Source organism: Glycocaulis sp. (assembly GCF_051859565.1).
In the GTDB taxonomy this organism is placed as follows: Bacteria; Pseudomonadota; Alphaproteobacteria; order Caulobacterales; family Maricaulaceae; genus Glycocaulis.
Window position 1 is genome coordinate 41,545 of sequence record NZ_JBHYFK010000006.1, and the last position, 22,650, is coordinate 64,194.

Annotated in this window: 25 protein-coding genes; 16 read left to right on the plus strand and 9 right to left on the minus strand. The window is 64.2% G+C overall.

The window, feature by feature from the left end; translation table 11 throughout:
* Positions 1-13: 13 nt before the first annotated feature.
* The 5 genes from ACTIGC_RS09770 to ACTIGC_RS09790 are packed head-to-tail and all read left to right on the plus strand — an operon-like array spanning position 14 to position 3,595.
* Positions 14-535 (plus strand): MotA/TolQ/ExbB proton channel family protein, encoded by a 522-nt coding sequence (locus tag ACTIGC_RS09770; protein ID WP_439634221.1) that lies wholly within the window; start codon positions 14-16, stop codon positions 533-535.
* 3 nt (positions 536-538) lie between these two features.
* Positions 539-952 (plus strand): ExbD/TolR family protein, encoded by a 414-nt coding sequence (locus tag ACTIGC_RS09775; RefSeq protein ID WP_127567734.1) that lies wholly within the window; start codon positions 539-541, stop codon positions 950-952.
* Between the two features lie 15 nt (positions 953-967).
* Positions 968-1,372 carry an ExbD/TolR family protein gene (locus tag ACTIGC_RS09780; RefSeq protein WP_127567732.1) on the plus strand — a complete coding sequence of 135 codons (405 nt, stop codon included), beginning with the start codon at positions 968-970 and terminating at the stop codon, positions 1,370-1,372.
* 18 nt (positions 1,373-1,390) lie between these two features.
* Positions 1,391-2,008: an energy transducer TonB gene (locus ACTIGC_RS09785; protein WP_439634222.1), complete on the plus strand. Its 618-nt coding sequence runs from the start codon at positions 1,391-1,393 to the stop codon at positions 2,006-2,008.
* 54 nt (positions 2,009-2,062) lie between these two features.
* Entirely contained in the window at positions 2,063-3,595 is a 1,533-nt protein-coding gene (locus ACTIGC_RS09790; protein ID WP_439634223.1) for a tetratricopeptide repeat protein, read from the plus strand.
* A gap of 161 nt (positions 3,596-3,756) precedes the next feature.
* On the opposite strand, the gene ACTIGC_RS09795 is transcribed toward ACTIGC_RS09790, so the two are convergent.
* From ACTIGC_RS09795 to ACTIGC_RS09805, 3 genes are read right to left on the minus strand one after another with little or no spacing between them, the layout of a single operon-like run.
* The gene (locus ACTIGC_RS09795; protein WP_439634224.1) at positions 3,757-6,063 is read right to left on the minus strand and encodes a S9 family peptidase; all 2,307 of its coding nucleotides are present in this window, start codon (positions 6,061-6,063) and stop codon (positions 3,757-3,759) included.
* 55 nt (positions 6,064-6,118) lie between these two features.
* Entirely contained in the window at positions 6,119-6,526 is a 408-nt protein-coding gene (msrB, locus tag ACTIGC_RS09800) for a peptide-methionine (R)-S-oxide reductase MsrB (protein WP_439634225.1), read from the minus strand.
* A 27-nt stretch (positions 6,527-6,553) separates the two neighbouring features.
* On the minus strand, positions 6,554-7,822 hold the full coding sequence (locus ACTIGC_RS09805) for an MFS transporter (RefSeq protein ID WP_439634226.1): 1,269 nt from the start codon (positions 7,820-7,822) through the stop codon (positions 6,554-6,556).
* Between the two features lie 139 nt (positions 7,823-7,961).
* On the opposite strand from ACTIGC_RS09805, the gene ACTIGC_RS09810 reads away from it, so the two are divergent.
* The 3 genes from ACTIGC_RS09810 (at position 7,962) to ACTIGC_RS09820 (ending at position 10,472) form a co-directional block, all read left to right on the plus strand.
* Entirely contained in the window at positions 7,962-9,035 is a 1,074-nt protein-coding gene (locus tag ACTIGC_RS09810; protein ID WP_439634227.1) for a DUF2336 domain-containing protein, read from the plus strand.
* A 244-nt stretch (positions 9,036-9,279) separates the two neighbouring features.
* Entirely contained in the window at positions 9,280-9,699 is a 420-nt protein-coding gene (locus tag ACTIGC_RS09815) for a helix-turn-helix domain-containing protein (RefSeq protein WP_439634228.1), read from the plus strand.
* Entirely contained in the window at positions 9,696-10,472 is a 777-nt protein-coding gene (locus ACTIGC_RS09820; protein ID WP_439634229.1) for a DUF6456 domain-containing protein, read from the plus strand. Before ACTIGC_RS09815 ends, ACTIGC_RS09820 begins: the two co-directional genes overlap by 4 nt.
* Here ACTIGC_RS09820 and ACTIGC_RS09825 read toward each other — a convergent pair.
* The 3 genes from ACTIGC_RS09825 to ACTIGC_RS09835 form a co-directional block, all read right to left on the minus strand.
* On the minus strand, positions 10,469-10,885 hold the full coding sequence (locus ACTIGC_RS09825) for a SufE family protein (RefSeq protein ID WP_439634230.1): 417 nt from the start codon (positions 10,883-10,885) through the stop codon (positions 10,469-10,471). The genes ACTIGC_RS09820 and ACTIGC_RS09825 overlap by 4 nt on opposite strands.
* Positions 10,886-10,932: 47 nt before the next feature.
* Positions 10,933-11,277, minus strand: coding sequence for a hypothetical protein (locus tag ACTIGC_RS09830; protein ID WP_439634231.1), 345 nt, complete (start codon positions 11,275-11,277; stop codon positions 10,933-10,935).
* 154 nt (positions 11,278-11,431) lie between these two features.
* Positions 11,432-12,430 carry a hypothetical protein gene (locus ACTIGC_RS09835; protein ID WP_439634232.1) on the minus strand — a complete coding sequence of 333 codons (999 nt, stop codon included), beginning with the start codon at positions 12,428-12,430 and terminating at the stop codon, positions 11,432-11,434.
* A 142-nt stretch (positions 12,431-12,572) separates the two neighbouring features.
* Here ACTIGC_RS09835 and ACTIGC_RS09840 point away from each other — a divergent pair, with 142 nt between their 5' ends.
* The gene (locus ACTIGC_RS09840; RefSeq protein WP_439634233.1) at positions 12,573-14,312 is read left to right on the plus strand and encodes an ATP-binding protein; all 1,740 of its coding nucleotides are present in this window, start codon (positions 12,573-12,575) and stop codon (positions 14,310-14,312) included.
* A gap of 5 nt (positions 14,313-14,317) precedes the next feature.
* Here ACTIGC_RS09840 and ACTIGC_RS09845 read toward each other — a convergent pair whose 3' ends face one another.
* Positions 14,318-15,208 carry a hypothetical protein gene (locus ACTIGC_RS09845; RefSeq protein WP_439634234.1) on the minus strand — a complete coding sequence of 297 codons (891 nt, stop codon included), beginning with the start codon at positions 15,206-15,208 and terminating at the stop codon, positions 14,318-14,320.
* 11 nt (positions 15,209-15,219) lie between these two features.
* On the minus strand, positions 15,220-16,821 hold the full coding sequence (locus ACTIGC_RS09850; RefSeq protein ID WP_439634235.1) for a hypothetical protein: 1,602 nt from the start codon (positions 16,819-16,821) through the stop codon (positions 15,220-15,222).
* Positions 16,822-16,916: 95 nt separating this feature from the next.
* Between ACTIGC_RS09850 and ACTIGC_RS09855 the strand changes: the two genes are divergently transcribed.
* From ACTIGC_RS09855 to ACTIGC_RS09885, 7 genes are all read left to right on the plus strand, one after another.
* Positions 16,917-17,252: a DUF1491 family protein gene (locus ACTIGC_RS09855; RefSeq protein ID WP_439634236.1), complete on the plus strand. Its 336-nt coding sequence runs from the start codon at positions 16,917-16,919 to the stop codon at positions 17,250-17,252.
* 245 nt (positions 17,253-17,497) lie between these two features.
* Positions 17,498-17,905: a hypothetical protein gene (locus ACTIGC_RS09860; RefSeq protein ID WP_439634237.1), complete on the plus strand. Its 408-nt coding sequence runs from the start codon at positions 17,498-17,500 to the stop codon at positions 17,903-17,905.
* A gap of 52 nt (positions 17,906-17,957) precedes the next feature.
* Positions 17,958-19,562, plus strand: coding sequence for a peptide chain release factor 3 (locus ACTIGC_RS09865; protein WP_439634238.1), 1,605 nt, complete (start codon positions 17,958-17,960; stop codon positions 19,560-19,562).
* A complete protein-coding gene (locus ACTIGC_RS09870) occupies positions 19,562-20,767 on the plus strand; it encodes a mechanosensitive ion channel family protein (protein WP_439634239.1) in 1,206 nt (401 codons plus the stop codon). Before ACTIGC_RS09865 ends, ACTIGC_RS09870 begins: the two co-directional genes overlap by 1 nt.
* Complete coding sequence (locus tag ACTIGC_RS09875) at positions 20,764-20,913, plus strand: hypothetical protein (RefSeq protein WP_439634240.1); 150 nt, start codon at positions 20,764-20,766, stop codon at positions 20,911-20,913. The genes ACTIGC_RS09870 and ACTIGC_RS09875 overlap by 4 nt, the downstream gene beginning before the upstream one ends.
* Before the next feature lie 93 nt (positions 20,914-21,006).
* Complete coding sequence (locus ACTIGC_RS09880; RefSeq protein WP_439634241.1) at positions 21,007-21,264, plus strand: DUF1902 domain-containing protein; 258 nt, start codon at positions 21,007-21,009, stop codon at positions 21,262-21,264.
* Positions 21,265-21,270: 6 nt separating this feature from the next.
* Entirely contained in the window at positions 21,271-21,465 is a 195-nt protein-coding gene (locus tag ACTIGC_RS09885; RefSeq protein ID WP_439634242.1) for a type II toxin-antitoxin system HicA family toxin, read from the plus strand.
* On the opposite strand, the gene ACTIGC_RS09890 is transcribed toward ACTIGC_RS09885, so the two are convergent.
* The gene (locus tag ACTIGC_RS09890; protein WP_439634243.1) at positions 21,462-22,547 is read right to left on the minus strand and encodes a DUF2336 domain-containing protein; all 1,086 of its coding nucleotides are present in this window, start codon (positions 22,545-22,547) and stop codon (positions 21,462-21,464) included. The genes ACTIGC_RS09885 and ACTIGC_RS09890 overlap by 4 nt on opposite strands.
* Between the last annotated feature and the right edge of the window lie 103 nt (positions 22,548-22,650).

The window sequence follows — 22,650 nt, forward strand, 5'->3', positions numbered from 1 at the left end:
AGGACCGGCAATCATGGATTTCCAAGGCGCCTTTTCCGGCCTGCAGGAATTCCTGGAGCGCGGTGGCCCGATCCTCACCTGGATCATGGCTCTGACCTTCGTGATGTGGGCGTTCATCCTTGAGCGGCTGGCCTATTTCGGGCTGGCCCACAAGGGAGTGGCCGGCCGGGCGATCCGGGAGTGGGGGGCGCGCAGCGACCACAGCTCCTGGCACGCCCACGCCATCCGCGACCAGCTCATTTCCGAGGTCAAGCTGAAGGCCGACCAGAATGTGGAGTTGATCAAGACCCTCGTGGCTCTTGCGCCTCTCTTCGGTCTTCTGGGTACGGTGACCGGCATGGTGGCAGTGTTCGACGTGATGGCCATTTCAGGCTCGTCGGATGCTCGCGGGATGTCAGCGGGTGTTGCCCGCGCGACCATTCCGACGATGGCCGGCATGGTCTCTGCGCTTTCGGGACTTATTTTCTCCAGCCAGATTGAACGCATGGCCAAGCGCCGTGTGCACGAGTTGGCCGACGAACTGGAAGTGGGGTAGCCCATGCGCAGACGTAAGAACCGCGGGAACGATTCAGCCGAAGTCAACATGACGCCGATGCTGGATATCGTGTTCATCCTGCTGATCTTCTTCATCGTGACGGCGACCTTCCTCCAGGAAGAGGGCATTGACATGCGCCCGCCGCCTCCGTCTGACACACCGCCACAGGACGCCAATCCTGTAATTCTGGTCCAGGTGACGGAGCAGAACCGTGTGTTCGTGAACCAGGATCAGACCTCGGTTGACCGTGTCATGGCGGCAGTATCGCGGCTGCGGGCTGAAGCGCCCAACTCTGCGGTGCTGATCCAGCCTCATGACGAGGCCCATCACGGGATCACGGTGCAGATCTGGGATGAGATGATGGCGAACGGCATTCCTGTGTCGATCAATCGCGACCGTCCCGGCGGTCAGTCGTAGCGAGGAGTATTCAGTATGGCGCGCCGACAGAGCCGGGTCGTAACCGAAGACGAAGATACAGAACTGAACATGACGCCCATGCTGGACGTCGTTTTCATCCTGCTGATCTTCTTCATCGTGACGGCCGTGTTTGTTAAAGAGCCGGGTGTGGACGTTCAGCGTCCGCTGACCCAGACTGAAGAGCGGGTTCGCCCCACTATTCTCGTTGCGGTAACGTCCGATGACGAGATCTGGGTGAACCGTCAGGTCTATCAGATGAACCAGCTCAGAAACGTGCTGGAGCAGCTTCTGCAGGAAAACCCCCGCGCGGAAGCGATGATTCAAGGCGATGCTGATGCGCCTGTGGGTACCGTTCTTGATGTCCAGGAAGTGCTTCAGCAGCTGGGCGTCACGGTCACCATTTCGACGCGTCCGCGTTAGGCAGGAAGGAATATAACGATGGCCAGTCTTGTCCGTCTTCTTGTAGGTGCGCCGCTCGCGGCAATCGTCACCTTCCTTCTCTTCACGCTGATGCAGATCCTCATCTTTGATGATACCGCGCCGCCTGACGACGCGGGTGATGAGGTCAGGATCACGATTGCCGACGCCCCGGAGGAAATCCAGGCCCGTCAACGTGACGCGAATATCGACCAGGTCGAGGATGTAACGCCGCCGCCGCCGCCCCCGGCAATCGAGCGGGCTCGCGCCGATCAGCCGACCGAGAGCATGTCCACCATCGTCGGTGGCCTGCCGGAGTTTGACCGCCCGTCGCTGGCCGGTGGCGATATCAGCTTCGACGTGTCCGACCGTGACGCGCAGCCGCTGGTACGGATTCCTCCGAACTATCCTCCCCGGGCCGCAGAGCGTGGTATCGAGGGACGGTGTTCGGTCGAGTTCGACGTGACACCGGAGGGCAGCCCGACGAATGTGCGTATTCTGAGCTGCACCAACTCGGTGTTCGAACGCGAAACCATTCGCGCGGTCGAGCGCTGGCGCTATGAGCCGCGCGTCCAGGACGGTACGCCGCAGTGGCGGCGCGGTGTGCAGACGCAGTTCGACTATAATCTAAACCAGTAACAGACCGATACGTGTCGGCTCGCCGCCTTCGAGGCGTTCTACAGGAGTGACAAGATGATCCGCGAGAGCCAGAGCATGACCGGAATTGGGCGTGTCCTCGCAGCTGTGCTGGTAGCTGGCAGCATTGGCATGACGGCTGTCGGCACTGATGCCGAAGCGCAGCGCCGTGACCGCGACCAGGAAAGGGAGCAGAGTAACGAGAACCGTACGTTCTCGACCCAGATCGGTACGCTGGTGCTTCAGGCACAGGAACAGATCGAAGCCGAGCAGTATCGGGCTGCGGTCGACACCTTTACCCGTGGTCTTGGCATGAATCCGAGCGCCTATGAGGCGAGCGTCATGTATTCGCAGCGCGCCCGCTTGCATTTCATGCTCGATAATATGAGCCAGACCGTTTCCGATTTCCGTGCGGCGATCAATGCGGGCGGTCTGAATGCCACAGAGGTGCGCGATGTTCGCGTCAATCTGGGGCAGATCCTGATCAGCATGGAGCAAATCGATGCCGGTATCCGTGAGCTGGAGGCAGCGATTGCGGCAGGAGCAACGGTCAATGCCGGTCTAGCCCGCCTGCTGGCCATCGCGTATGCGCAAGGCGAGCGCTATAATGACGGGCTTCGCTACGCGGAGCAGTGGTATGAGGCTACGCCCAACAAGACGTTGAACGAATATCCGATCATGCTGGTTTATTATCAGCAGCTGAACCGTCCTGCTGACGAGCTTCGGGTTGTGCGCGAGATGGTGAACCGTTTCCCCCAGGAGCGCACGGGCTGGCAGAACCTGGTCAGCCTCATGGCCCGGACGGAGCAGGAAGAACAGGCGTTCGAAGCCAACAAGCTGATGTATCTGAACGGGCTGTTTACGCAAGGCGAGGAATTGCTGCGGCTTGCCCAGTATTACAGCTTTTACGACAACCCATATCGCGGCGCGACCATTCTCGAACGGGAAATGAATGCCGGGCGTATCGAACGCAATGTCCGCAATGTCGAGCTGCTGGCCAATATGTGGCGTCAGGCGGCCGAGTTTGAACGGGCCCTGCCGGTTCTGCGCCAGCTTTCGGAAATGCGCCAGGACGGCCAGACGGCGCTGGTGCTGGCGGAGGCGCATTACCAGCTGAACCAGTGGGAGCCGGCTGCGCAAGCTTTCCAGACAGCGCTTAACCGCGGTGGCCTTCGCCAGCCCGGCGAAGCCTGGGTGCTGCTGGGTACCGCGCGTTTCAACCTCAATGACAACCAGGGTGCGCTGGCCGCTTTCCGCGAGGGTGCAAGGTTTGCATCGTCGCGCAGCCAGGCCAATGGCTGGATCACGTTCGTGAATGGCCAGATCGAGGGTGTGGCGCGCCGTGCCCGCCAGCGTGAACAGGTGCAGATCGACGAGTGCCGCCTGACAGTCGAAGCTGAACGCCGTATCGCGACGGTTATCGGTGAGGCTGACGAGGATGGCCGCGTGCGCATCGAAGTGCCCCAGCGCTGTCAGATCTATTTCAACCAGTACGGCGAGCAGTTCCGCGAAGTCGGCATGAATGACGAGCAGGCGGCGGAACGCCGCGAAGCTCTGGAGCGTGCTGCACGCGAAGGTGCAGCAGGCTAGTTCACAGCCAGCTTGGCGCTCTGATCAATGAAAGGCCCCGGATTTGTCCGGGGCCTTTTTCGTTGCTGGCGTCGGCGTCATCGACAGGCCTTCGGTCAGAAAAAAGCCGGGCAGCGACACTGCCCGGCTTTCTGCATTCAACAGGCAAGTGAGGGCGCGGCCTATTCGGCTGCATCCTCGGCAGGCGCGTCCTCCACCTCGACGCTGGCTTCGCTGTCGGCAAGGCCTGAGACCATTAGTGCAAACGCCCAGTCCTGAGCCCGCTCACGCAAGCTGTCGAAGCGGCCAGAGGCGCCGCCATGGCCGGCGCCCATATTGGTGCGCAGCAGGGTCAGCCCGTTATCGGTGCGCATCTCGCGTACACGGGCAACCCATTTGGCCGGTTCCCAGTAGGTGACGCGCGGGTCGGTAAGACCGGCCGTCGCCAGAAGGTGGGGATAGTCCTGGGCGCTTACCTGATCGTACGGGCTGTAGGATAGCATGTAGTCATAGGCAGCTTCATCGGTGATCGGATTGCCCCATTCATTCCACTCTGGCGGGGTAAGCGGCAGGGTGGGATCGGAGATGGTGTTGATGACGTCGACGAACGGCACAGCGCCGATGACACCGGAGAACAGCTCGGGCGCCTGGTTCATGGCTGCACCGACCAGCAGTCCGCCAGCCGATCCGCCGAAGGCCACGATATTGCCTTCGCTGGTATAGCCTTCGGCTGCGAGTGCCCGGCCCGCATCAACGAAATCGTTGAAGGTGTTCATCTTGCGGTCGAGCTTGCCGTCCAGATACCACTGATAGCCATTGTCGGTGCCGCCGCGAATGTGGGCGATGGCGTAGACCATGCCGCGGTCCACCAGCGACAGATTGCCGATGGAGAAGCTGGCCGGCATGGAATAGCCATAGGAGCCGTAGCCATAGAGTAGCAGCGGTGCCGAGCCATCAATCGGCGTCTCGACCCGGTGCAGGATGGTGACCGGGACGGCAGTGCCGTCACGCGCGGTAATGTTGATGCGCCGGACGGTGTAGTCATCGGGATTATGGCCGGAGGGGATTTCCTGCTCCTTGCGCAGGGTCCGCTCGCGTGTCGCCATGTTGAAGTCCCATGTCTGGCGCGGCGTGGACGGGCTTTCATAGGTGAAGCGCATCTGGTCGGTGGCAAACTCGTAGCCACCGCTCATGCCAAGCGAGAAGGCCTCCTCCTCGAAGGCGATGGCAAACTCTTCACCGCTCTCCACATTGCGCACGATGATGCGCGGCAGGGCATTTTCACGCTCGGAGCGCACCAGCCAGTTCTCAAAGCCCATCAGCCCGTTCACATAGGTGCCGGAACGGTGGTCGATGAAGGGCTCCCAGTTCTCGCGGCGCGGATCATCGACCGGCGCGCGCATGATCTGGAAATCCACGGCGCCGTCCTGATTGGTGCGGATGAACATGCCGTTGCCGGTTTCGGTCAGCGAGTACTCCACGCCCTCCTCACGCTCGGAGACCAGCACGGCCTCTGCTGACGGGTCATTGGCGTCATAGAGGCGGATTTCACTGGTGGTATGGTCGCCGGTATAGATGCTGATCCAGCTATCGCCATCGGTACGGCTGACACCCAGGAAGAAGCCGTCATCGGCCTCTTCATAGACCAGTTCGCGCTCGGTGGAGTCGATGGCCTGCCGGTAGACGCGCTTGGGCCGGGCGCTGTCATCGCGCCATACCCAGTAGATGGTGCGCGAGTCATTGGCCCATTCCAGCGAGCCATAGCCCTCATCAGTCAGGGTTGCGATGTCTTCGCCGGTTTCAAGATCGCGAATGCGGATTTCGTAATATTCCGAGCCATTGGTATCGACCGCCCACGCGACATAGCGCTGGTCAGGGCTGTGCTCGAACGCGCCCAGCGAGAAGTATTCGACGCCTTCGGCTTCTGCATCGCCATCCAGGATGATCTGCTCTTCGCCGGAAATCTCGCCGTTAGCGTCGGCAGGCCGGCGGGCAAATACCGGATACTGGCCGCCTTCGCGGAAACGCGAATAGTAGAACCACTCGCCATCGCGGCTGGGCACAGAGCTGTCATCCTCGCGGATACGGCCGCGCATTTCCTGGTAGATCGTCTCCTGAAGCTCGGAGAGCGGGCTCATCACCTCGTTGTAATAGGCGTTTTCCGCCTCCAGGAAGGTGCGGATTTCAGGGGTCAGGACAGACGGGTCGCGCATGACCTGTTGCCAGTTCTCATCGCGCAACCAGGCGTAGTTGTCGGTGCGGGTGCGGCCCAGCTGCTCGATGGTGACGGGGCGGGCCTCCACGCTTGGCGGGGTGAAGGCAAGCGCCCGGTCGATCAGGGCAGATTGCGGGGCATTCTCGTTCATTTCAGACTGGCTCGCGGCGCTGGTGTTTTCGGGTGTATTGGCGGGCTCGCAGGCGGTCAGGCCGACAAGGGCAAGACCGGCCACGCCAGCCAGAAGGCTTGCACGCAAACGAATGGAAGACATGGAAATCAGGCTCCGGGAATAAAAGACCAGACCGCAACGCGGCATGGCCTGCACTCTAGCCCTCATTCGCGTCGGGACGGAAGTCCAGCACTTCCCCATTTGCACACCAGCGCTGGCCGGTCGGCGGCGGTCCGTCATTGAAGACGTGTCCGCCATGGGCGCCGCAATTGGCGCAGTGGAACTCGGTGCGCGGCATCAACAGCTTGAAATCAGATTTTGTGCCGATGGCGTCCGGGCTTACGGGCTCGAAAAAGCTGGGCCAGCCAGAGCGGGACTCGTATTTTGCAGAGGAGGAAAACAGGGCCTCGCCGCATACGACACAATGATAGGTTCCGGCACGCTTTTCCGCGTTCAGAAGCGAGCAGCCGGGCGGCTCGGTGCCCTCATGGAAGGCGATCCGGTCCTGTTCGGGGGTGAGTCTGGCCCGCAGGGCGCGGACTTGGTCGGCTGGCAGGCGCGGCATGGGGCAAGCTCCCGTCTTGTGCGCCGCCTATGACGGATCGGCGCGTTTGACAGACAAGATGGGCGTTGTCAGCACAATGACAATGAGAACGGCCAGAATGCCGGCAGCCGGGATCAGCGCCGCATCACGCGGCCCCATCCACTCAACGACATAGCCCATGATGACGGCGCCGGCCGGCATGCCGCCAAAAAGGCCCAGCTGGTAGACGCTCATCACCCGCGCGATCTGGCGCTTGGGCGCGTTTTCCTGCACCAGCGCACGCGATAGCGACATCGCCACGCCGCCCGCCAGACCCCAGACGAAGATGGTCAGGAAGAGGGCGGGCAGGGGCAAAGGCAGGGCAATGCATCCAAGCGCGAGTGCGGCGGCTGTCTGCACCACCATCAGTGTTCTGCCCGGACGCTCGATCAGCGGCATGCGCGCCAGGATGATGTTGGAAAACAGCGCGCCGACCCAGAACGTGACCATCAGCCCGGCCAGCACGTCATAGCCGGCCAGATAGATGTCGCGCACCAGTACGGGGATGATGACAAAGAAGCCGCCCCCGACCACCAGCGCGCCCACCGCGATCATGATGAGCGTCATCGGCCAGATGACGGGTGAGCTGATGACCGTGCGCAGTCCGGTTACAAGGGCGGTCAGCACGGGCTCGGTGTGTTCGCGCGGACGTGGCAGGCGCGGCATCGACATGGCCATTGCGCCGCCTGCCACCAGTATTAGGGCCTGTACGGCAAACAGCGGCGCCGGGCCGACATAGCTGGCCAGAAAGCCTGCGCCCATGCCGGTGATCTGGGCACCGAACTGCACGAGGGACGCGAAAACGATGGCCCGCTGCAGGCTGAGCGGGTTGCCCAGGCGCTGGGTGACGCGTGTCACGCCATTGATCGCGGAATCGCGCGCGGGCATCACAAACGCGCCGGCCGATCCGACCACGAGCGCATAGACTACCAGCGCCTCATAGCTGAGCAGGCCGGCAAACATCAGGGCGGCCATGATGCCCGCCGAGACGCCTGCCACACCGTGAAAGACCAGAAGCAGGGTGCGCCGGTCTGCGCGCTCGGCGAGCACGCCGGTCAGCGGCAGGAGGAACAGCATGGGCGCCGTAAGGGCGGCCTGGGCGATGCCAAGGCGCGCGGGGCTTTCGGCGAGGGTGAAATTGATAACGCCCGGAAACAGGGTGGTCTGCAGGCCGAAGCTGGCAAACCAGGCCGCTACCACGGCCATATAGGCCCAGAACGGATCAGGTCTGAAGCGCCGCCGGTAGGGCTGCCGGGATACGGTCGGTCTGTCATTCATGGCGAATCTGCACAGATCCTTGCAGCGGGCCGGAGAAGACCAGTTACGCCGATTGAACAGGCTTTGCCACGTTTCCTTAACGCGCTGAAGGCAAGCTTTGCAGCGACAAGCCTTTCGCGCGTCAGGGAGCCGAGCCGCAATGGACCGAGCCGATCCAGCAATTGCGCCCAGCGTGACGGCCCGTTCGCGGCTGACGCGGCGGCTGGCCGACATTGTCTGCCTGCCCTCCAGCCAGGTCAGCCCGCAGGAGCGCTGGGTGGTTGCTGACGTGCTGGACGAGATCATGCGCCATGCTGCACCGGAATTGCGCATGCGCATTGCCCGGCGGCTGGCAGAGCAGGCAGAGGCCCCGCCGGGCCTCCTGCGCCGTCTGGCGCTGGACACCTATGAGGTGGCCGAGCCGATCCTGCAATCAGCGCGCGCCCTGACCGATTTCGATCTGATGGAGATTGCGGCCAAGGGCGAAACCCGCCACCGCATGGCCATCGCCCGGCGCGAGCATGTGAGCGAAGTGGTCTCGGCGGCGCTGGTGGCCTCGGGGAGCACGGCAGAAATACTGGTATTGCTGGCCAATCCCGGCGCGAAGCTTGCCAGCCAGACGGTGGACCGCCTGTTGCAGATGGCCGCTGACGAGCTGGCCCTGACCCACGGCCTCATCAAGCGCGCTGAGATGCGCCCGGCACAGGCCATGGCCCTGTTCTGGGAATGCGGGCATGGCGAGCGGCGGGCCCTGCTGGAACGCTTCGCCGTGGGCCGCGCGATCCTGCAGGATGCCGCCGAAGATGTGTTCCCACTGGCGGCCAGCGAAACGCCGCGCGACGAGCTGATTGGCCGCGCCTTGAGCTATATCGAGCGCCGCCAGCGCAATCGTGCCGCTGCGGAAAACTCGCCCTTCGGATCGCTGGAAGGGGCCATTGAAGAAGCGGCCCGGACGGGTCTTTCTCCGGAACTGATCGACGAAATGGCGCGGCTGGCGAACATCCAGCGCTCGCTGCTGGAGCGGATGCTGGCGGATTTCGGCGGTGAGCCGCTGGCGGTCCTGACCAAGGCGACCGGCCTGTCACGCGGGCATCTGATGTCGCTATTGCAAACGGCAGGGCGCGGTGATCCCGCGCCCGAACAGGCGCGCTATGTGTTCGACACGCTCTCGGTCGACAAGGCGCAGACCGTGCTGCGCTACTGGAACTGGTCGCTGACGCGCCCGGTGGCCTAGGCCAGCCTCCCTTATCCCCGCTCATGTCCCCCGGTCCGCATCGCCTGTGGCGAAGCGGGCCCCTCTGCGTAAAAGCTCATTCATCAGTGATTTCAAGGTTCTGCCGGGGCGTTCCCCCCGGTTCATCCCCGAGCGGTTTCGTGAGGGGGATTGGGTTTTTGCGTTTCAGATAGGAATATTATCCTCATTTTCGGCTTATGGGCCTATTATGCCCGGCATGGCGTTGAAGCAGGGAGTTGAGGACATGGAAAACATGCATGCGCGCGGCGGTCAGGGCCGGGGACCGCAAGACCGGGTCAGGCTAGACCGGGCGCGGGCCCAGCTGGCCCGCCAGGCCGCCGCGTTCAGCCTGGGTGTGCCAGTGGAGGCGGTACAGGCTACGGGCCGCGGCACGGCGGAGGCTGCGCAGGCGCGTCAGGTTGCGATGTATCTGGCGCATGTCGCGTTCGAGATGTCGCTGGCGCGCGTCGCGCTCGCCTTTGGCCGGGATCGCAGCACGGTCGCCCATGCCTGCCACAAGATCGAGGACATGCGCGATGATGCCGGGTTTGATGCACGGCTGGATGATCTTGAAACCTCGCTGCGGGCCATGCCATCGCCCGCTCTTCCGGCAGCAGCTCCGCTGAACGCAGACGGGCGCCACCGCGCGGAGCTGTGCTGGTGAGCGCGCCCTCCTGGCTGATCCGGCTGGCGCGCCCTGGAAGACGCATCGCGGCTTTGCCCGGCGGGCGCGGCTATGGCGTGTTTGCCGGTGCTGACCGCCGCCGCCGGCCACTGGCGGTACTCAGTGCGCGCGAGCTGTCTGCGGGCGTCAGCGACGGCACGCTGGAGGCCGGCGAGGGCGGAACGTGCTGGACCGTGACGGAGGCAGGGCTTGCAAGGCTGAAGCGCGAAGAGGTGCCGGGCAGCAACGATGAGGGCCGGTTTGCGGCCCAGCACCGCAGGCTCGAACCGCGCGCTGTCATGCAGGCCGATGGCCGCGTGGTAGCGGCGCTGGCCAATGGCGATGCGTCGCCCGTTGCACGCTACGCCGTTGCGCGTCCGGGGCGTGCAGCCTTGCTGGAGCGCGTCCATGTGACAGCGGCAGACCGGCTGCGGGCTGACTATGATGCCTCGACGCTGCGCTCGCGCGTGACGTCCGACTGGTCAGGTGTGCCGCGATCCGGTCCGCGCGGCGGTCATGACCCCGCTGGCGCGCCTGCGCGGGCGCTGGATGCCCGCGAACGGGTGATGGCGGCGCTGGCAGCGGCAGGGCCGGGGCTGGACAGGCTGCTCATCAATATCGTCATCCGGGAGACGGGTATGGAGCGGGCGGTGCGTGATCTTGACTGGCCGGACAAGGCGGGTGGCACGGCCTTGCATCTCGCGCTGGATCGTCTGGCCATCCATTACGGGCTGAAGCGGGCCGCGAGGGCCGCTGATCCGTTTGCGGGCTAGGCCTCTCGGGCCCAGGAGCGGATGCGCGCCACCATGGAGGCAAGGCCGTTGGAGCGTTGCGGGGAAAGATGCTCTCCCAGTCCGATGCGGACCAGCACTTCGCGCGCATCAATAGCGGCTACTTCGGCCGGCGGACGCCCGGCGTAAAGGCGGATCAGAAGCGCTACCAGACCCTTGACGATATGGGCGTCGGAATCCCCGCGAATGACGAGCCGCCCTTCGCCATCCTTGCCGAGAACCAGCCAGACCTGGCTGACGCAGCCCTGCACCCTGTTGGCATCGCTGTGTTCTTGCGCGCTTAAAGGCTCAAGCGCCCGGCCCATCTCGATCAGATAGCGGTAGCGTTCTTCCCAGTCGCCCAGGAAGTCGAACTCGTCCACGAGGGATTCAATGACGGTGTCGCCGGTCTGCATGCGCCTGACCTAGGCGCACCGGCAGTCAAGGGCAAGACGCGCGTGTGCTACCGCGTCTGCGCGGCGGGTTTTGCAGAGCTGGTCTCGCGCGCCGATTCAATCATCGCATCGGCCTGTGACAGGGCCACCGAGCCGACATAGCCGCCGAAACCCGTGACATGGTCCCAGATCTCGCACAGCTCGCCATACTCGGCGCAAATGCCCGTTTCGTGCGCACGGGTCTGTGCTGGCTGGGCCGTTTCGCTGTGCAGGGATTGGGCCGCACGCGCAGCCGGTTCGGCCAGCATGCGTTCCATATCGCTGGCAAACAGGCCGCCAGCCGCGGTGAAGCCTGGCGGCACGAATGCCGCCACGACCGCAATCCAGAATACAGCGCGCAATATGAACATCATCGGCTTTTGCCTCAGACCTGCTTCGACGGGTACTTACTGTCCCTTACGATGAAGGCTAGGCGAGCGTTCCGGCCATTTCCAACAAAAGCAGTGGTCGCGGTAAATGCCCTGTTAACGCCAGTTAGTAATGGTTTTCAGAGCATTAACGCTGCCGCTACTCGGCCACAGGCGCGCGCGTTGTCGTCAGGCAGACAGCCACTTCCTGAAGCGCGTGTTCGGCGATGCAAAAAGCGTCTTCATACTTGAAGTGACCGGCGGCGACGCACTGGGCGAGGTTCAATCGCGCCGAGACGATGCAGCGGCCCACGGCCGGATCGGCCAGCAGCGCATCCATGGCGCGCATGTCGCCGGCCTCGATGGACTGAAGCGCAGCTACCGCAAGGATGCGGCCCACGCGGCGCTCATCGGGCTGAAGCTGGGTCTCGCCCACTGTCAGCGCCAGACCGGGTGTCGGGGCTTCCGGGCGGGGCGCGCTGGCCGACGCGCCAAAGAGGTCAGAGGCGGCGCCGAGACGGCGGCCATTACCGTTTTCCGCCATGCGGAACGGCGTCTGCAGCCGTATAGACCCGCTTTCAATCTGTTCCAGCCGGGTGCGGCGGTCATGCGCGCGCGTGCGCGCCCAGGTCTGGCTCTGCAGATCGTAGGCCGCCTCGCGGTAGCGGTCGGCCACGATGTTCATCGTGCGTGTATCGGTGGTCAGCGCGCCGACCACATTGTCAGAGGCGGTGTCAGCGCCCATGAAGCCGGTGACAAAAACCGGATCGTTCATAAGGCTGGCGGCCGTTATGCCGGAACCGTAATAGTCGGCAATGGCGCGTACCGAGTCGATAAATTCAGGATGCTGCGCCGCGACGAGGGCGGCATAGGCGATCTGGGCGTCCACCAGCCGGTCATCGGTGTAATAGGCGGCCAGCGAGTCCATCGTCTCGTCGAGCGCCATGACAGAGGTCAGTTCGCGGGCGCCCGCCTCGCTGACATCGGAATGGTAGGCGGCATAGGTGTCGGCATGAAGGCGCAGGGCCGAGGCCTGAGGCGCGGACTCCAGCACCAGAACCGGATCCGCACTTGCATTTTCTTCTGTGTTTTCAGCGGCTTCCTGAACGCCGGAATGCAGCAGGGACACAGACAGGATGGCCAGCAGAGGTGTGATCATGGCCGGTAGCGCTCCAGACAGCTTGAGTGGAGCTACTTTGCCGTGAAATTTGCCGTTGTCCAAGGGCGCACGCAGCGATCACAAGTCTTAAGCGCGATTCAATAATTGTTAACGCCGCAGGCAGAGCTTGCGGTCATCAACGATGTTAGTGAGTCGGAATCTCAAGGGCCGCATGATCACCCTGGCAACAAGGCTTGGCAGCTGGATAGCCCGTACCCGGACCCGCTGGATTCATGCGCTCTGGGCAGCGTTCTGGCTGTGCGCCGGAGCGTCGGCGCTGATGCTGGGTTCCCCTCTTGAAACGGCCGCCCTGCTGGCTGCGACGGCCCTTCCCGGACTAGTGGGCCTGCGTCTGGCGCGCGCGGACGGCTGGAGCGATGCGGCACGTGCCTTCATCGTCATCAGCTGGGTGGTGCCGGTGCTGGCGCTCGCCGCGCTTCCGGGCGGGCCGGCTTGGCTGACGCCGTTTGCGGCGCTGGCCGGTGGTGCAGCGCTGGCGGCCAGCCGGCAGTATGGTGGCGCGTTGGTCAGCCTGCTGGTCAATTCCGCCTCCCTGTTCATCATGTTCTATGCCGGCGTGGTGCAGCCCGCTGCCTCGGGCCTGCCTTTCCCGCTCGAGCTGGGTTTGGCCGCCTATCTGGGGCTTGGCGTGCTGGTTGCCCTGGCAGGCCTGCTGCCCGCGCTCACCCGGCTGGGCCGGGATAATGCCGGATTGCAGCCGCTGGCAGACGGATTTGTGCATGCGCCGTCCGCCCTGATCGTGTGCGATGCGGACGGACGGATGCAAGCGGTATCGCTTGCGGCGCGTTCCCTCATGCCCGGCCTGCCGCGCGATGTGGCAGGCCTGCCGGTATCGCACCTTGCCTATGAAGACGAGGGGCGCGACATGCTGGAGCGCCAGCTGCACAAGGCGAGCGGGTCCATCGTCACCCAGATGCGCGGCGATAACGGCCGCCCGATAACACTGGAGGCGCGCGCGCACCGGGCCGGAGACGGTTTTGTCGTCGCCCTGTCGGTGCCGCAGCGTGAGGACAAGGTGCTGGACCGGCTGGCGCGCGAGCGCGATGAGGCCATTGCCGCCAGCAAGGCCAAGTCAGAGTTCCTGGCGGCGATCAGCCATGAGCTGCGCACACCGCTCAATGCTATTATCGGCTTTTCAGACCTGATGAAGCAGCGCCTGTTCGGCCCGATGCCGGCTCGCTATGCCGAATATGCCGACCTCATCCATGAAAGTGGCGTCCATCTGCTCGATCTGATCGGGGATGTTCTCGACATGTCGAAGATCGAGGCTGACCGCTACGAGCTGCTGCGCGAGACGTTCGATGCAGGCGAGGTCGTCGAGACGTGCGTGCGGATGATGCGCCTGCGCGCCGAGGACAAGAATATCCGCCTGAGCTGTGATCTTCGCGAAAGCGAACTGACGGTTCACGCCGACCGCAAGGCGCTGCGCCAGATCGTGCTCAACCTGTTGTCCAATGCCATCAAGTTCACGCCCGATGGCGGGGCTGTCGTCGTGATGCTGCGCGCCAGCGGAGCCGAGCTGGTGCTGGCGGTTGGTGATAGCGGTCCGGGCATGAGCGAGGCCGAGGTCAGCCGGCTGGGCCATGCCTATGCACAGGCCGCAAACGCGCACCAGAGCGATGAGCGCGGCTCAGGGCTGGGGCTGGCGCTGGTGCATGCGCTGGCTGGCTTGCATGGCGGTACGATGAGCCTGCAGAGCCGGCTGGGTGAGGGCACCACGGTGACGGTTTCGCTTCCCGTGGTGCGTGCCAGCGATGACGGCATTCTCAAGAGCGAGCCGGAAATGCCCGCCGTCCGTGAACAGATCCGCCTGGCACAGGCGGCTGGTGAGGCCATCGTCCAGCAGGCCGCTGCCAGCTGATCGGCCTATTGCAAGGGTGATGGGTTGGCGGCCAGGGCGTAATTGCGCGCCTGACGCAGAGCGCCGATCTCTATCCAGATACGGCCCATCCGCGCGCCAGAGGCATCGTAGAGATCCACGCGGGCGGCCTCGGCCGCTTCCAGCGCCATCATCTGCTCCAGCGTGTCGCCGGGAAAGGTGAAGCTCGCCGTTACCCCGTCACCACCGGGGGCGAAGCGCCCGCCATCCCGCAGGACACCGCTGGTCCAGATACGGCGCTGGCCAGAGGACAGGGCCCCCAGACCGGCCAGCGGTTCGCCGCCCGGCGGCTGGCGGCGCCCGCCGGATGTGAAATCGACGGGGCGGGGTGCGAGTTGCACATCACGCAATACCAGCACGGCGCTGGCCGGCTGGCGCGGTGCGCGCAAGGACAGAAGGACCACTGTGTCCTCACCGATGATGACAGAGCCGAAGCGCGCGGAAATGCCGTCATGGACGGCGTCCTGGGCGAGCGCCCAGTGGCTGTGCTCGTTTTCCGCGGCGCGGGCTGTCCAGACGCGCCTCTGGCCCTCAAAGCTGCGCTCGCCGCCCATCAGCCAGCCGTTTAATGCCTGCCGGTAGCGCAAGACGGTCTGCTGGGCCGCGGACGCGCCGCAGTCCGGGCTGGCCCAGCGGCGGCGTATCCGCTCCGAGCCGGATGACCAGGTGGCCGATGACATGCCGCCGGCTTCGGCCTGGTGGCGGACGCTGGCAATCTCCCGGTCGAGAATGGCGCGCTCTGCGGGAGGCAGCATGGCGCACGCCTCGTCGATGGCGGCGACCTCAACCAGCCGTGCCAGACGCGCAGCCGTTTCGGCGCGCGCATCATCGCCCGAAGCGGTCAGTGCAAGGCTGGAGGCAAGAACGAGACCTATCATGGGCGCGTGTATTACACGCTCCGGGTTGATCTCCGGTTTACGGCATTGCCCGCGAACAGCAAAAGCACAGCCAGCGCGAAGGCGATCAGAGCGAGCAGCCTGTCATGGCGGCGGAACAGCTCGATCATCTGTTCGCCAAAGGCATGATCGGCGCGCGCGGTCGGACCGAAGGCCGTGACGGACCCGGCATCCCACAGGACGGCGCGGCCCTGCAGCTCGCGCCAGAGCTCGGAATGGGCCAGCCGGCGGGCGGCGCGCGAGAAATCTGCGCCTTCCGGCGCGGTCAGCAGCACAATCGTGCGCCCGCCTGCATCGCGGTAAAGCGCGGCAACGCCGGTAACGGCTCCGGCGACAGGACTGCCTTCATCGGCGAAGGCGGTGGACCCGTAGGAGCGGCGCTCGCGCGGCACGCGCCGGTTCGCCGCTTCGGTGGCCGCACGCACTTCGGCTGGCGCCGCGCTGACGAGGCGCGGATCAATCGCGCCAATCGGGCCCATCAGGAACAGGTCATGGTCGGCGGGCGCCAGACTGGCATCACTGCCATACCAGGCGTAGAGCCAGGCTGACCCGGAAACGAGTGAGGCGCGCGAGAGCAGGCTGAGGGCGCCCAGCCGTTCGGCAGTGCTGTTTCCGGCCAGAATGATCGCGGCCCGCCCGCCATTTTCCCGTGCGAAGGGAATGCCGGATTCGGCCAGTGCCTGCAGATTGTCCAGCCGTGACGGGGTGCCGGGCGAGGCATGGGAAAGGCGCGGGGCCGACAGAGCGTCGGCAGGCGTCATGCGTGTCTGTGTGCCGGCAAAGCTGCGCGCGGCAAACAGGCGCGCCGCTGCGGCGACCGTCGTGGTCTCCGCGCCCGCCAGGCGGATGGTGTAGGGGTCTGCAAGAGCGATGGAGGCGTTGGGCGAAAGCGGGTCTGTGGCAGCGCGCACAACGATTTCTGCGGCCTCCGGGCGCTCGACCAGAACGGGCGCCTGACCCATGCGCAGGGCGAGCCCTTGTGCGATCAGAGCCTCCACGGCCAGCTGCTCACGCCCTGATCCATTGGCCTGGATGAACACGCGGCGCGGCGCAGCGAAGTGTGCCGCCATCGCTCTTTCCAGGGTTTCCAGTGTCTCGTGCCCGGCTGAAGGCAGGGCCGTCACCCGCAGGCGGCTCGCGCGCATGTCAATGCGCCACCCGTCAGCATCACCGGCATCAAAGCGGATCACCAGCATGTTGTCGCCAGCCCGAAGGCTGTCCGAATAGAGCGAGAAGCGCGCCTCGAAACTGTCCGCGCGCGGGGTGAGTGATATGGTGCGCGAACCTGCCAGCAGGGCCTCAAGACGGCCGCCGGACCGCGCGGAGGCGGGCCGCGCCGAGAGGACAAGCTCCACGCTTTCGGGAACGGAGCCGGGCGCCAGGGTGAAGGGGATGCGCAGCTCGCGGGTGTTCCGGTCGAGGCGGTAGGCTGGCCGGCTGTCAGCCGTCAGGCTGGCGAGCGTGCGTTCCTCGGAGCGGGCGATACGGCCGGGCGCGGGAGCGGACGTGGATGTGGCGCTGGCCTCCGTGTCCGGAATCGCCGCAGCAGACGGATTGACCATACAGGTCATGGCCACCGCCATTGCTGCGGCCATACACATGACACCCCACCACCGTGCCTGTATCGTCATGAAACGCTCCCCTCGATTTACACATTATTAAGCAATTGTCCGGCCAGCAAGGGAGAATCATGCCTGAGCTCAGCACATGGATCTGGGTGGATGCTCTGCGGTGGCGTGCGGAGCGCGAGGGCGCGTCCTTTTATGTGCTGCACAAGGGCGATGCCGATGCTGGCGTGGTGCTGCTGAAGCTGGTCGGCGCAGACCGGCTGGCACGCCTGTTTGTGCCGGTACGCGACATGGAGGGCGATCGCCTCTGGTCGCAGCCTCTGGGCGCCCTGCCCATGGAGGAAGCCCGCGCCGATGCCTATATCGCCCGCCGCCGTGAGGATGATCCGGATATATGGGCGGTCGAAATCGTTGATCGTGAAGGGCGCCACTTCCTTATGGAACGGGTTGAGGAATAGGGCCCTGTTACCCCCTCATCTGTGAGGGGGGGCGCTAGCGAGTATCTCGAAGGGCGAGGGTGGCGGTTAGCCCCCCATTAACACTGCTTATTTCTCAACGCGCCGGTGACGCAGTTTTAACGCGGGCCGGTCAGACTGAAGCCATCGAGGATTTTTCACACGGTTGGCCGGCCGGGGCAGGCGCTGCGCAAGACAGCGCAGCCGGGTGGCGCTGGCATACCGTATCTGCAGTGGGGTCAGGCAGCGTGCTGTTCCTGTTCAATGATGTCGTGTTTTCTCTGGGGGATCCTGAACGTGCCGCGCTGACGGCCGGCAGCCCGGTGCCCGAGCATGAGCTGCGGGCCATGACGCTCGGCAAGGCGGTCAAGCTGGTCCGCGAGGCGATTTATGAAGATCCGCTGCTGGCGCGCAACAATCCGGAGAAAGCGCGCTTTCTGGCTGCCCTGGTCGGGTGGAAAAGCGATGAGGCGAACGCCTTGCTCGCGGTCAGGCCCAACGCGGCGCGTGGCCCGGAGGATGCTCAGGTGCGCGTTGCCTCTGTCGGCCTGGTGGTCCTGACACAGCTGAAAGGCTTGCAGGAGATGGACATGCTCAGCGCCCGCGCCGCCAACGATGCGGTGTGGCTGCACGCGCCCCAGCGCTTGCGCGCGTGATGAGCGATTGCTAGGTCCGGGCGCGAAACTGTTTCGTTAGCCAGGACCGGCCATGACCTCCCCCACAAGCGCGCTGCCTGAATGGTCGCGCCGGCGTACCTTTGCCATTATCTCCCACCCGGACGCCGGTAAAACGACGCTGACGGAAAACATACTCCTCAGCGCAGGCGCAATCCGTCTGGCCGGGCAGGTAAAGGCGCGCGGGGAGAACCGGCGCACACAGTCTGACTGGATGAAGATCGAGCGCGAGCGCGGGATTTCGGTCTCCGCCTCGGTGATGACGTATGAATATGGCGGGCTGATCTTCAACCTGCTCGATACGCCCGGACACGAAGACTTCTCTGAAGACACCTACCGCACCCTCACGGCCGCTGACAGCGCGATCATGGTGCTGGACGCCGCCAAGGGTGTGGAGCCGCGCACGCTGAAGCTGGTCGAGGTGTGCCGCCTGCGTGACATCCCCATCCTCACCTTCATCAACAAGATGGACCGTGAGGCGATGGACCCGTCCGAGCTGCTCGATGACATCCAGGACAAGCTGGCACTGGACGTTGCGCCCATGCAATGGCCGTCCGGCTCCGGCAACCGCTTCAAGGGTGTGGCCGATCTGGAACGGGACGAGTTTGTGGTCTATCGCCGCCCGTCTGCCGATGATGCCGACCCGGTCAGGAGCCAGCGCGTCTCCCTGTCAGGCAACGAGATCAGCTCGATCCTGAGTGAAGCCGAGCTGGCCGAGCTGCGCGAGGGCGTGGAACTGGCGCGCGAGGTCTGCCCCGCCTTCAATCCGCAAAGTTACCGGGAAGGGCATATGACGCCGGTCTATTTCGGCTCGGCCCTGCGCCAGTTCGGCGTGTTCGAGCTGCTCGAAGCCCTCAAGCAGGTAGCGCCGGGGCCTGAAGCCCAGCCGGCAACCGGCGGCCCGGCACCGGAGCTGACGCCCGATGGCAAGGAAGTGGCCGGTTTCGTGTTCAAGGTGCAGGCCAATATGGACCCGAACCATCGCGACCGCGTGGCCTTCATGCGCCTGTGTTCGGGCACGTTCAAGCGCGGCATGAAACTGAAAACCGATGGCGGCAAGCTGCTGACCGTTTCCAGTCCGATCATGTTCTTTGCGCAGGACCGGGAACTGGCCGACGAGGCCTTTGCCGGTGATGTCATCGGTGTGCCCAACCATGGCGCGCTGCGCGTCGGCGATACGCTCTCGGAAAGCGGCAAGTGGCGGGTGGCGGGCATCCCCAATTTCGCGCCGGAGCTGCTGCGCCGCGCCCGGCTGAAGGATCCGCTCAAAGCCAAGCATCTGAAAAAGGCGCTGGAAAGCCTTGCCGAGGAAGGCGTCACCCAGCTCTTCCGCCTGCAGGTGGGCGGCGATTTCGTGGTCGGCGCGGTCGGCGCGCTGCAGATCGACGTGATGGCAGAGCGGGTGGCGGCCGAATACAATCTGGATGTCACCTTCGAGCCAAGCCCTTACGAGACCGCACGCTGGATCACCGGAAGCCGCGACAAGCTGGAAGCCCTGATCGACCGGCATAAGTCTGCCATTGCCGAGGATATTGATGGCGCGCTGGTCTTCATGGCCAAGAACGCCTGGGAGGTGTCCTACATTCAGGAGAAATGGCCCGATATCGAGTTCCACCGGGCCAAGGAGCGCCGTGCATAATGGATACGATGAATGATCTTTGGGCCATCGTTGTTGATGTCTGGAATACGAGCTTTCTGGGCCTGAATGTCGGCCAGGCGCTGATTGGACTTGTGGTGGTGGCACTCGCGTTTGCGGTGCGCGGGCTTGCCGGATGGGCGATTACGAAATTCCTGCTGGCCCATGCGCAGAAAACCACGACGCGCATGGACGAAAAGGTGGTGCGGGCGCTGTCCGGGCCGATCAGGCTTATCCCGGTGATTATAGGTGTCTATATCGCCGTGCTGATCGTGGGGCTGGACCAGCCCGAGGGTGAGGGGCCGGGTATCAACCTGGTGCGCACGCTCATCATCATCGCGATCTTCTGGGCGCTGCATAACGTGGTGACGCCGGTTTCCTATCTCCTGTCGCCGCTGCAGCGCGCGCTTGGGCCTGTGCTGGTGGACTGGCTGGCCAAGACCTTGCGCATCCTGTTCGTCGTCGTGGGCGCCGGGGCCGTGCTGCAGCTCTGGGGTATTCCGGTGGCGCCGATTGTGGCCGGTCTTGGCCTGTTCGGTGTCGCGGTCGGTCTTGGCGCACAGGACATGTTCAAGAACCTGATCTCGGGCCTGCTGGTGCTGACCGAAAAGCGCTTCCTGCCGGGTGAGTGGATCCATGTCGACGGCGTGGTGGAGGGCATCGTCGAACAGATCAATTTCCGCTCCACGCTTGTGCGCCGGTTCGACCGCTCTCCGGTCTATGTGCCCAATTCCTTCCTGTCCGATCAGGCTGTCACCAATTTCTCGCGCATGACCCATCGCCGGATCCTGTGGACCATTGGCGTGGAGTACAAGACGACGTCCGATCAGCTTCGTTATATTTGCGACAAGACGCTGGAATGGCTGGATAATCACCCAGGGTTTGCGAAGCCGCCCGAAGTGGCGCGCGCCATGCGGGTAGACAGCTTCGGCGCCTCCTCCATCGATCTTCTGCTGGTCTGCTTCACCAATACCACCGCCTGGGCCGACTGGCTGGAGCTGAAGGAAGAGCTGGCCTTCGAAATGAAACGCATCGTTGAGGGCGCCGGCACCGCCTTCGCCTTCCCGTCGACCAGCGTCTACATGGATAATGGCGCGGAAGTGTTTGTGCCGCCGGAAGTGGAGACCCATGCCCGCCGCATCGCCGGGGAGCTGGAGTCCGATGACAACTCCAACCCTCTGGCGCGCGTGGAGGAAAGCGACGATTGAGCGCGAAAAAGGGACGCACGCCAAAGCCCAACCCGGTCGCACGCGGCCTCGCCCGCCGCTCGCGAAAAGCTGGCGCGATGCCGGCGAAAAAGGGCAGGGGCACGATCTACAAGCGCCGTCCCAAGCACAAAGGTGATGAGGAGTAGGGTGCGCGCAGTCCAATTCGCGGTAGGTTGAGGATACAAACCCTGCTAAAGTACGGCGCAAAGCCGTGGAGTGCTGTCCCGGAGGGAAAGCCAATGCAGAAGACCTTTTATGTCAAGGCGCTATGGGATGAGGAAGCCAAAGTCTTCGTCAGCGAAAGCGATATAGAAGGGCTGCATATAGAGGCTGAAACGCTCGACGAGTTCGAGCGGCTGATTCATGAGCACGCCCGTGAGCTGGCGCTGCAAAACCACATTCTCAACCAGACCGGCGCGGCCAATCTGACGCTCGCCGATCTCATTCCGGGCATTGTGTGGCAGCGGCCTACGGAAGCCGAGCCGCTTTGCGCGTGAAGCGGGATGGGGCAGGGCTATTACCGCGACGTCATCACTGAGCTGAAACGTGCCGGGTTTCGTCAGATAGCGGGCGGCAAGGGTAGCCATGAGAAGTGGGAGTCAACCCAAGGCAAATGGGTGCTGGTTCCGCGAAACACGAAAAGCCGTCATACAGCCAATGCGATTATGAAGTCGGCCGGACTTGGCGCGAAGTTCTAGGCCGCCTGCATGTCCTTGCGCATGCGCCAGAAGCGCATGGCGCGTTCGGCGTCTTCCTTCGACAGGCTGGTGTAGAGCGCGCCAAGCGCCTGTGCGTCAGCAGAAAGATTGGTGCTGGTCTGCCCGCGCAATATGGCCAGCGTGACGAACAGGGCCTTGTCGAACCCGGCCGCCTTGCAGACCAGAGCCAGACCATCAGGGCTGCGATGGTCGAGCGCGCGCTGTGCGGCAGAGTAATCGACATCAGCAAGCTCGGACAGCGCCACACAGCATTTCACCCGTTCACCCTCACGCAGCAGGCGCACCAGCAATGAGCCGTCCAGCTCCTTGCGCATGCGCCGTGTGGTGACGAATTTGCGGGCCTCGGCAATGGCCTTGTCACTGGCGATGCGCGCTTCCAGCCGGGCGTGCGAGGCGGCAAGGGCGGCTTCGGCAATGGCCGGGTCCAGCGTTTCGAAACGCTTCATGATCCGGTCGCGCAGAGAGGTTTCCACCACGCTCATCAGATCGCCCAGAAGGTCGGCGGGCGTGTCGGCCCGGTTGACGATGGGCGCCTGCAGAACGGGGCTGGTCTCCGCGCGGCGGGTAACGGTCTCGAAGGCGCCGCGCGACAGACGTGCGCCATCATTGGCGACCAGGCGCGCCAGCGTTTCATCATCGCCATTGGCGACAATGGCGTCGCTGAGCCGTTCGGGCACCGCCTCACGCATGGCCATAGCCCGGCGATGCTCCTCGCCGGCCTCGGTGGCGATGGCGATCAGGTCGTCTTCGGTCAGCACGCCGGACTGGGCGAGAATGGGCGCGGCCACCTCGATGGCGTCGCGGGCCAGCTGCATGACGAGGCCGCGCGGGGCCATTGGCGCATCGGCAAAGCGGCGCGCCAGCTCTGCGCGGGCATCCTGCGCGGTCTGGGCGGCTAGCGTGGACAGCACCGCGTCAAACTGCTGATGCGCGCCGGTGCCGTTTTTTGGCGTGTCTTCAAAGAACAGGTCGGTGACTTCACGCAGAAGCGCGCGGCGGCGCTCGGACGATTTCTCGCGCGCCAGTCCGGTCAGATGGTGAAGCTTGCTCTCGATATCCATGAATTCCCACCACCCCTGAATACGGTTCTCGCTGCAGGTTAGGGGCTGAGGGTAAACGCCCGGTTCCCGCGGCGTTTTTTGCCGCCGTGCGAACGGTTAATCG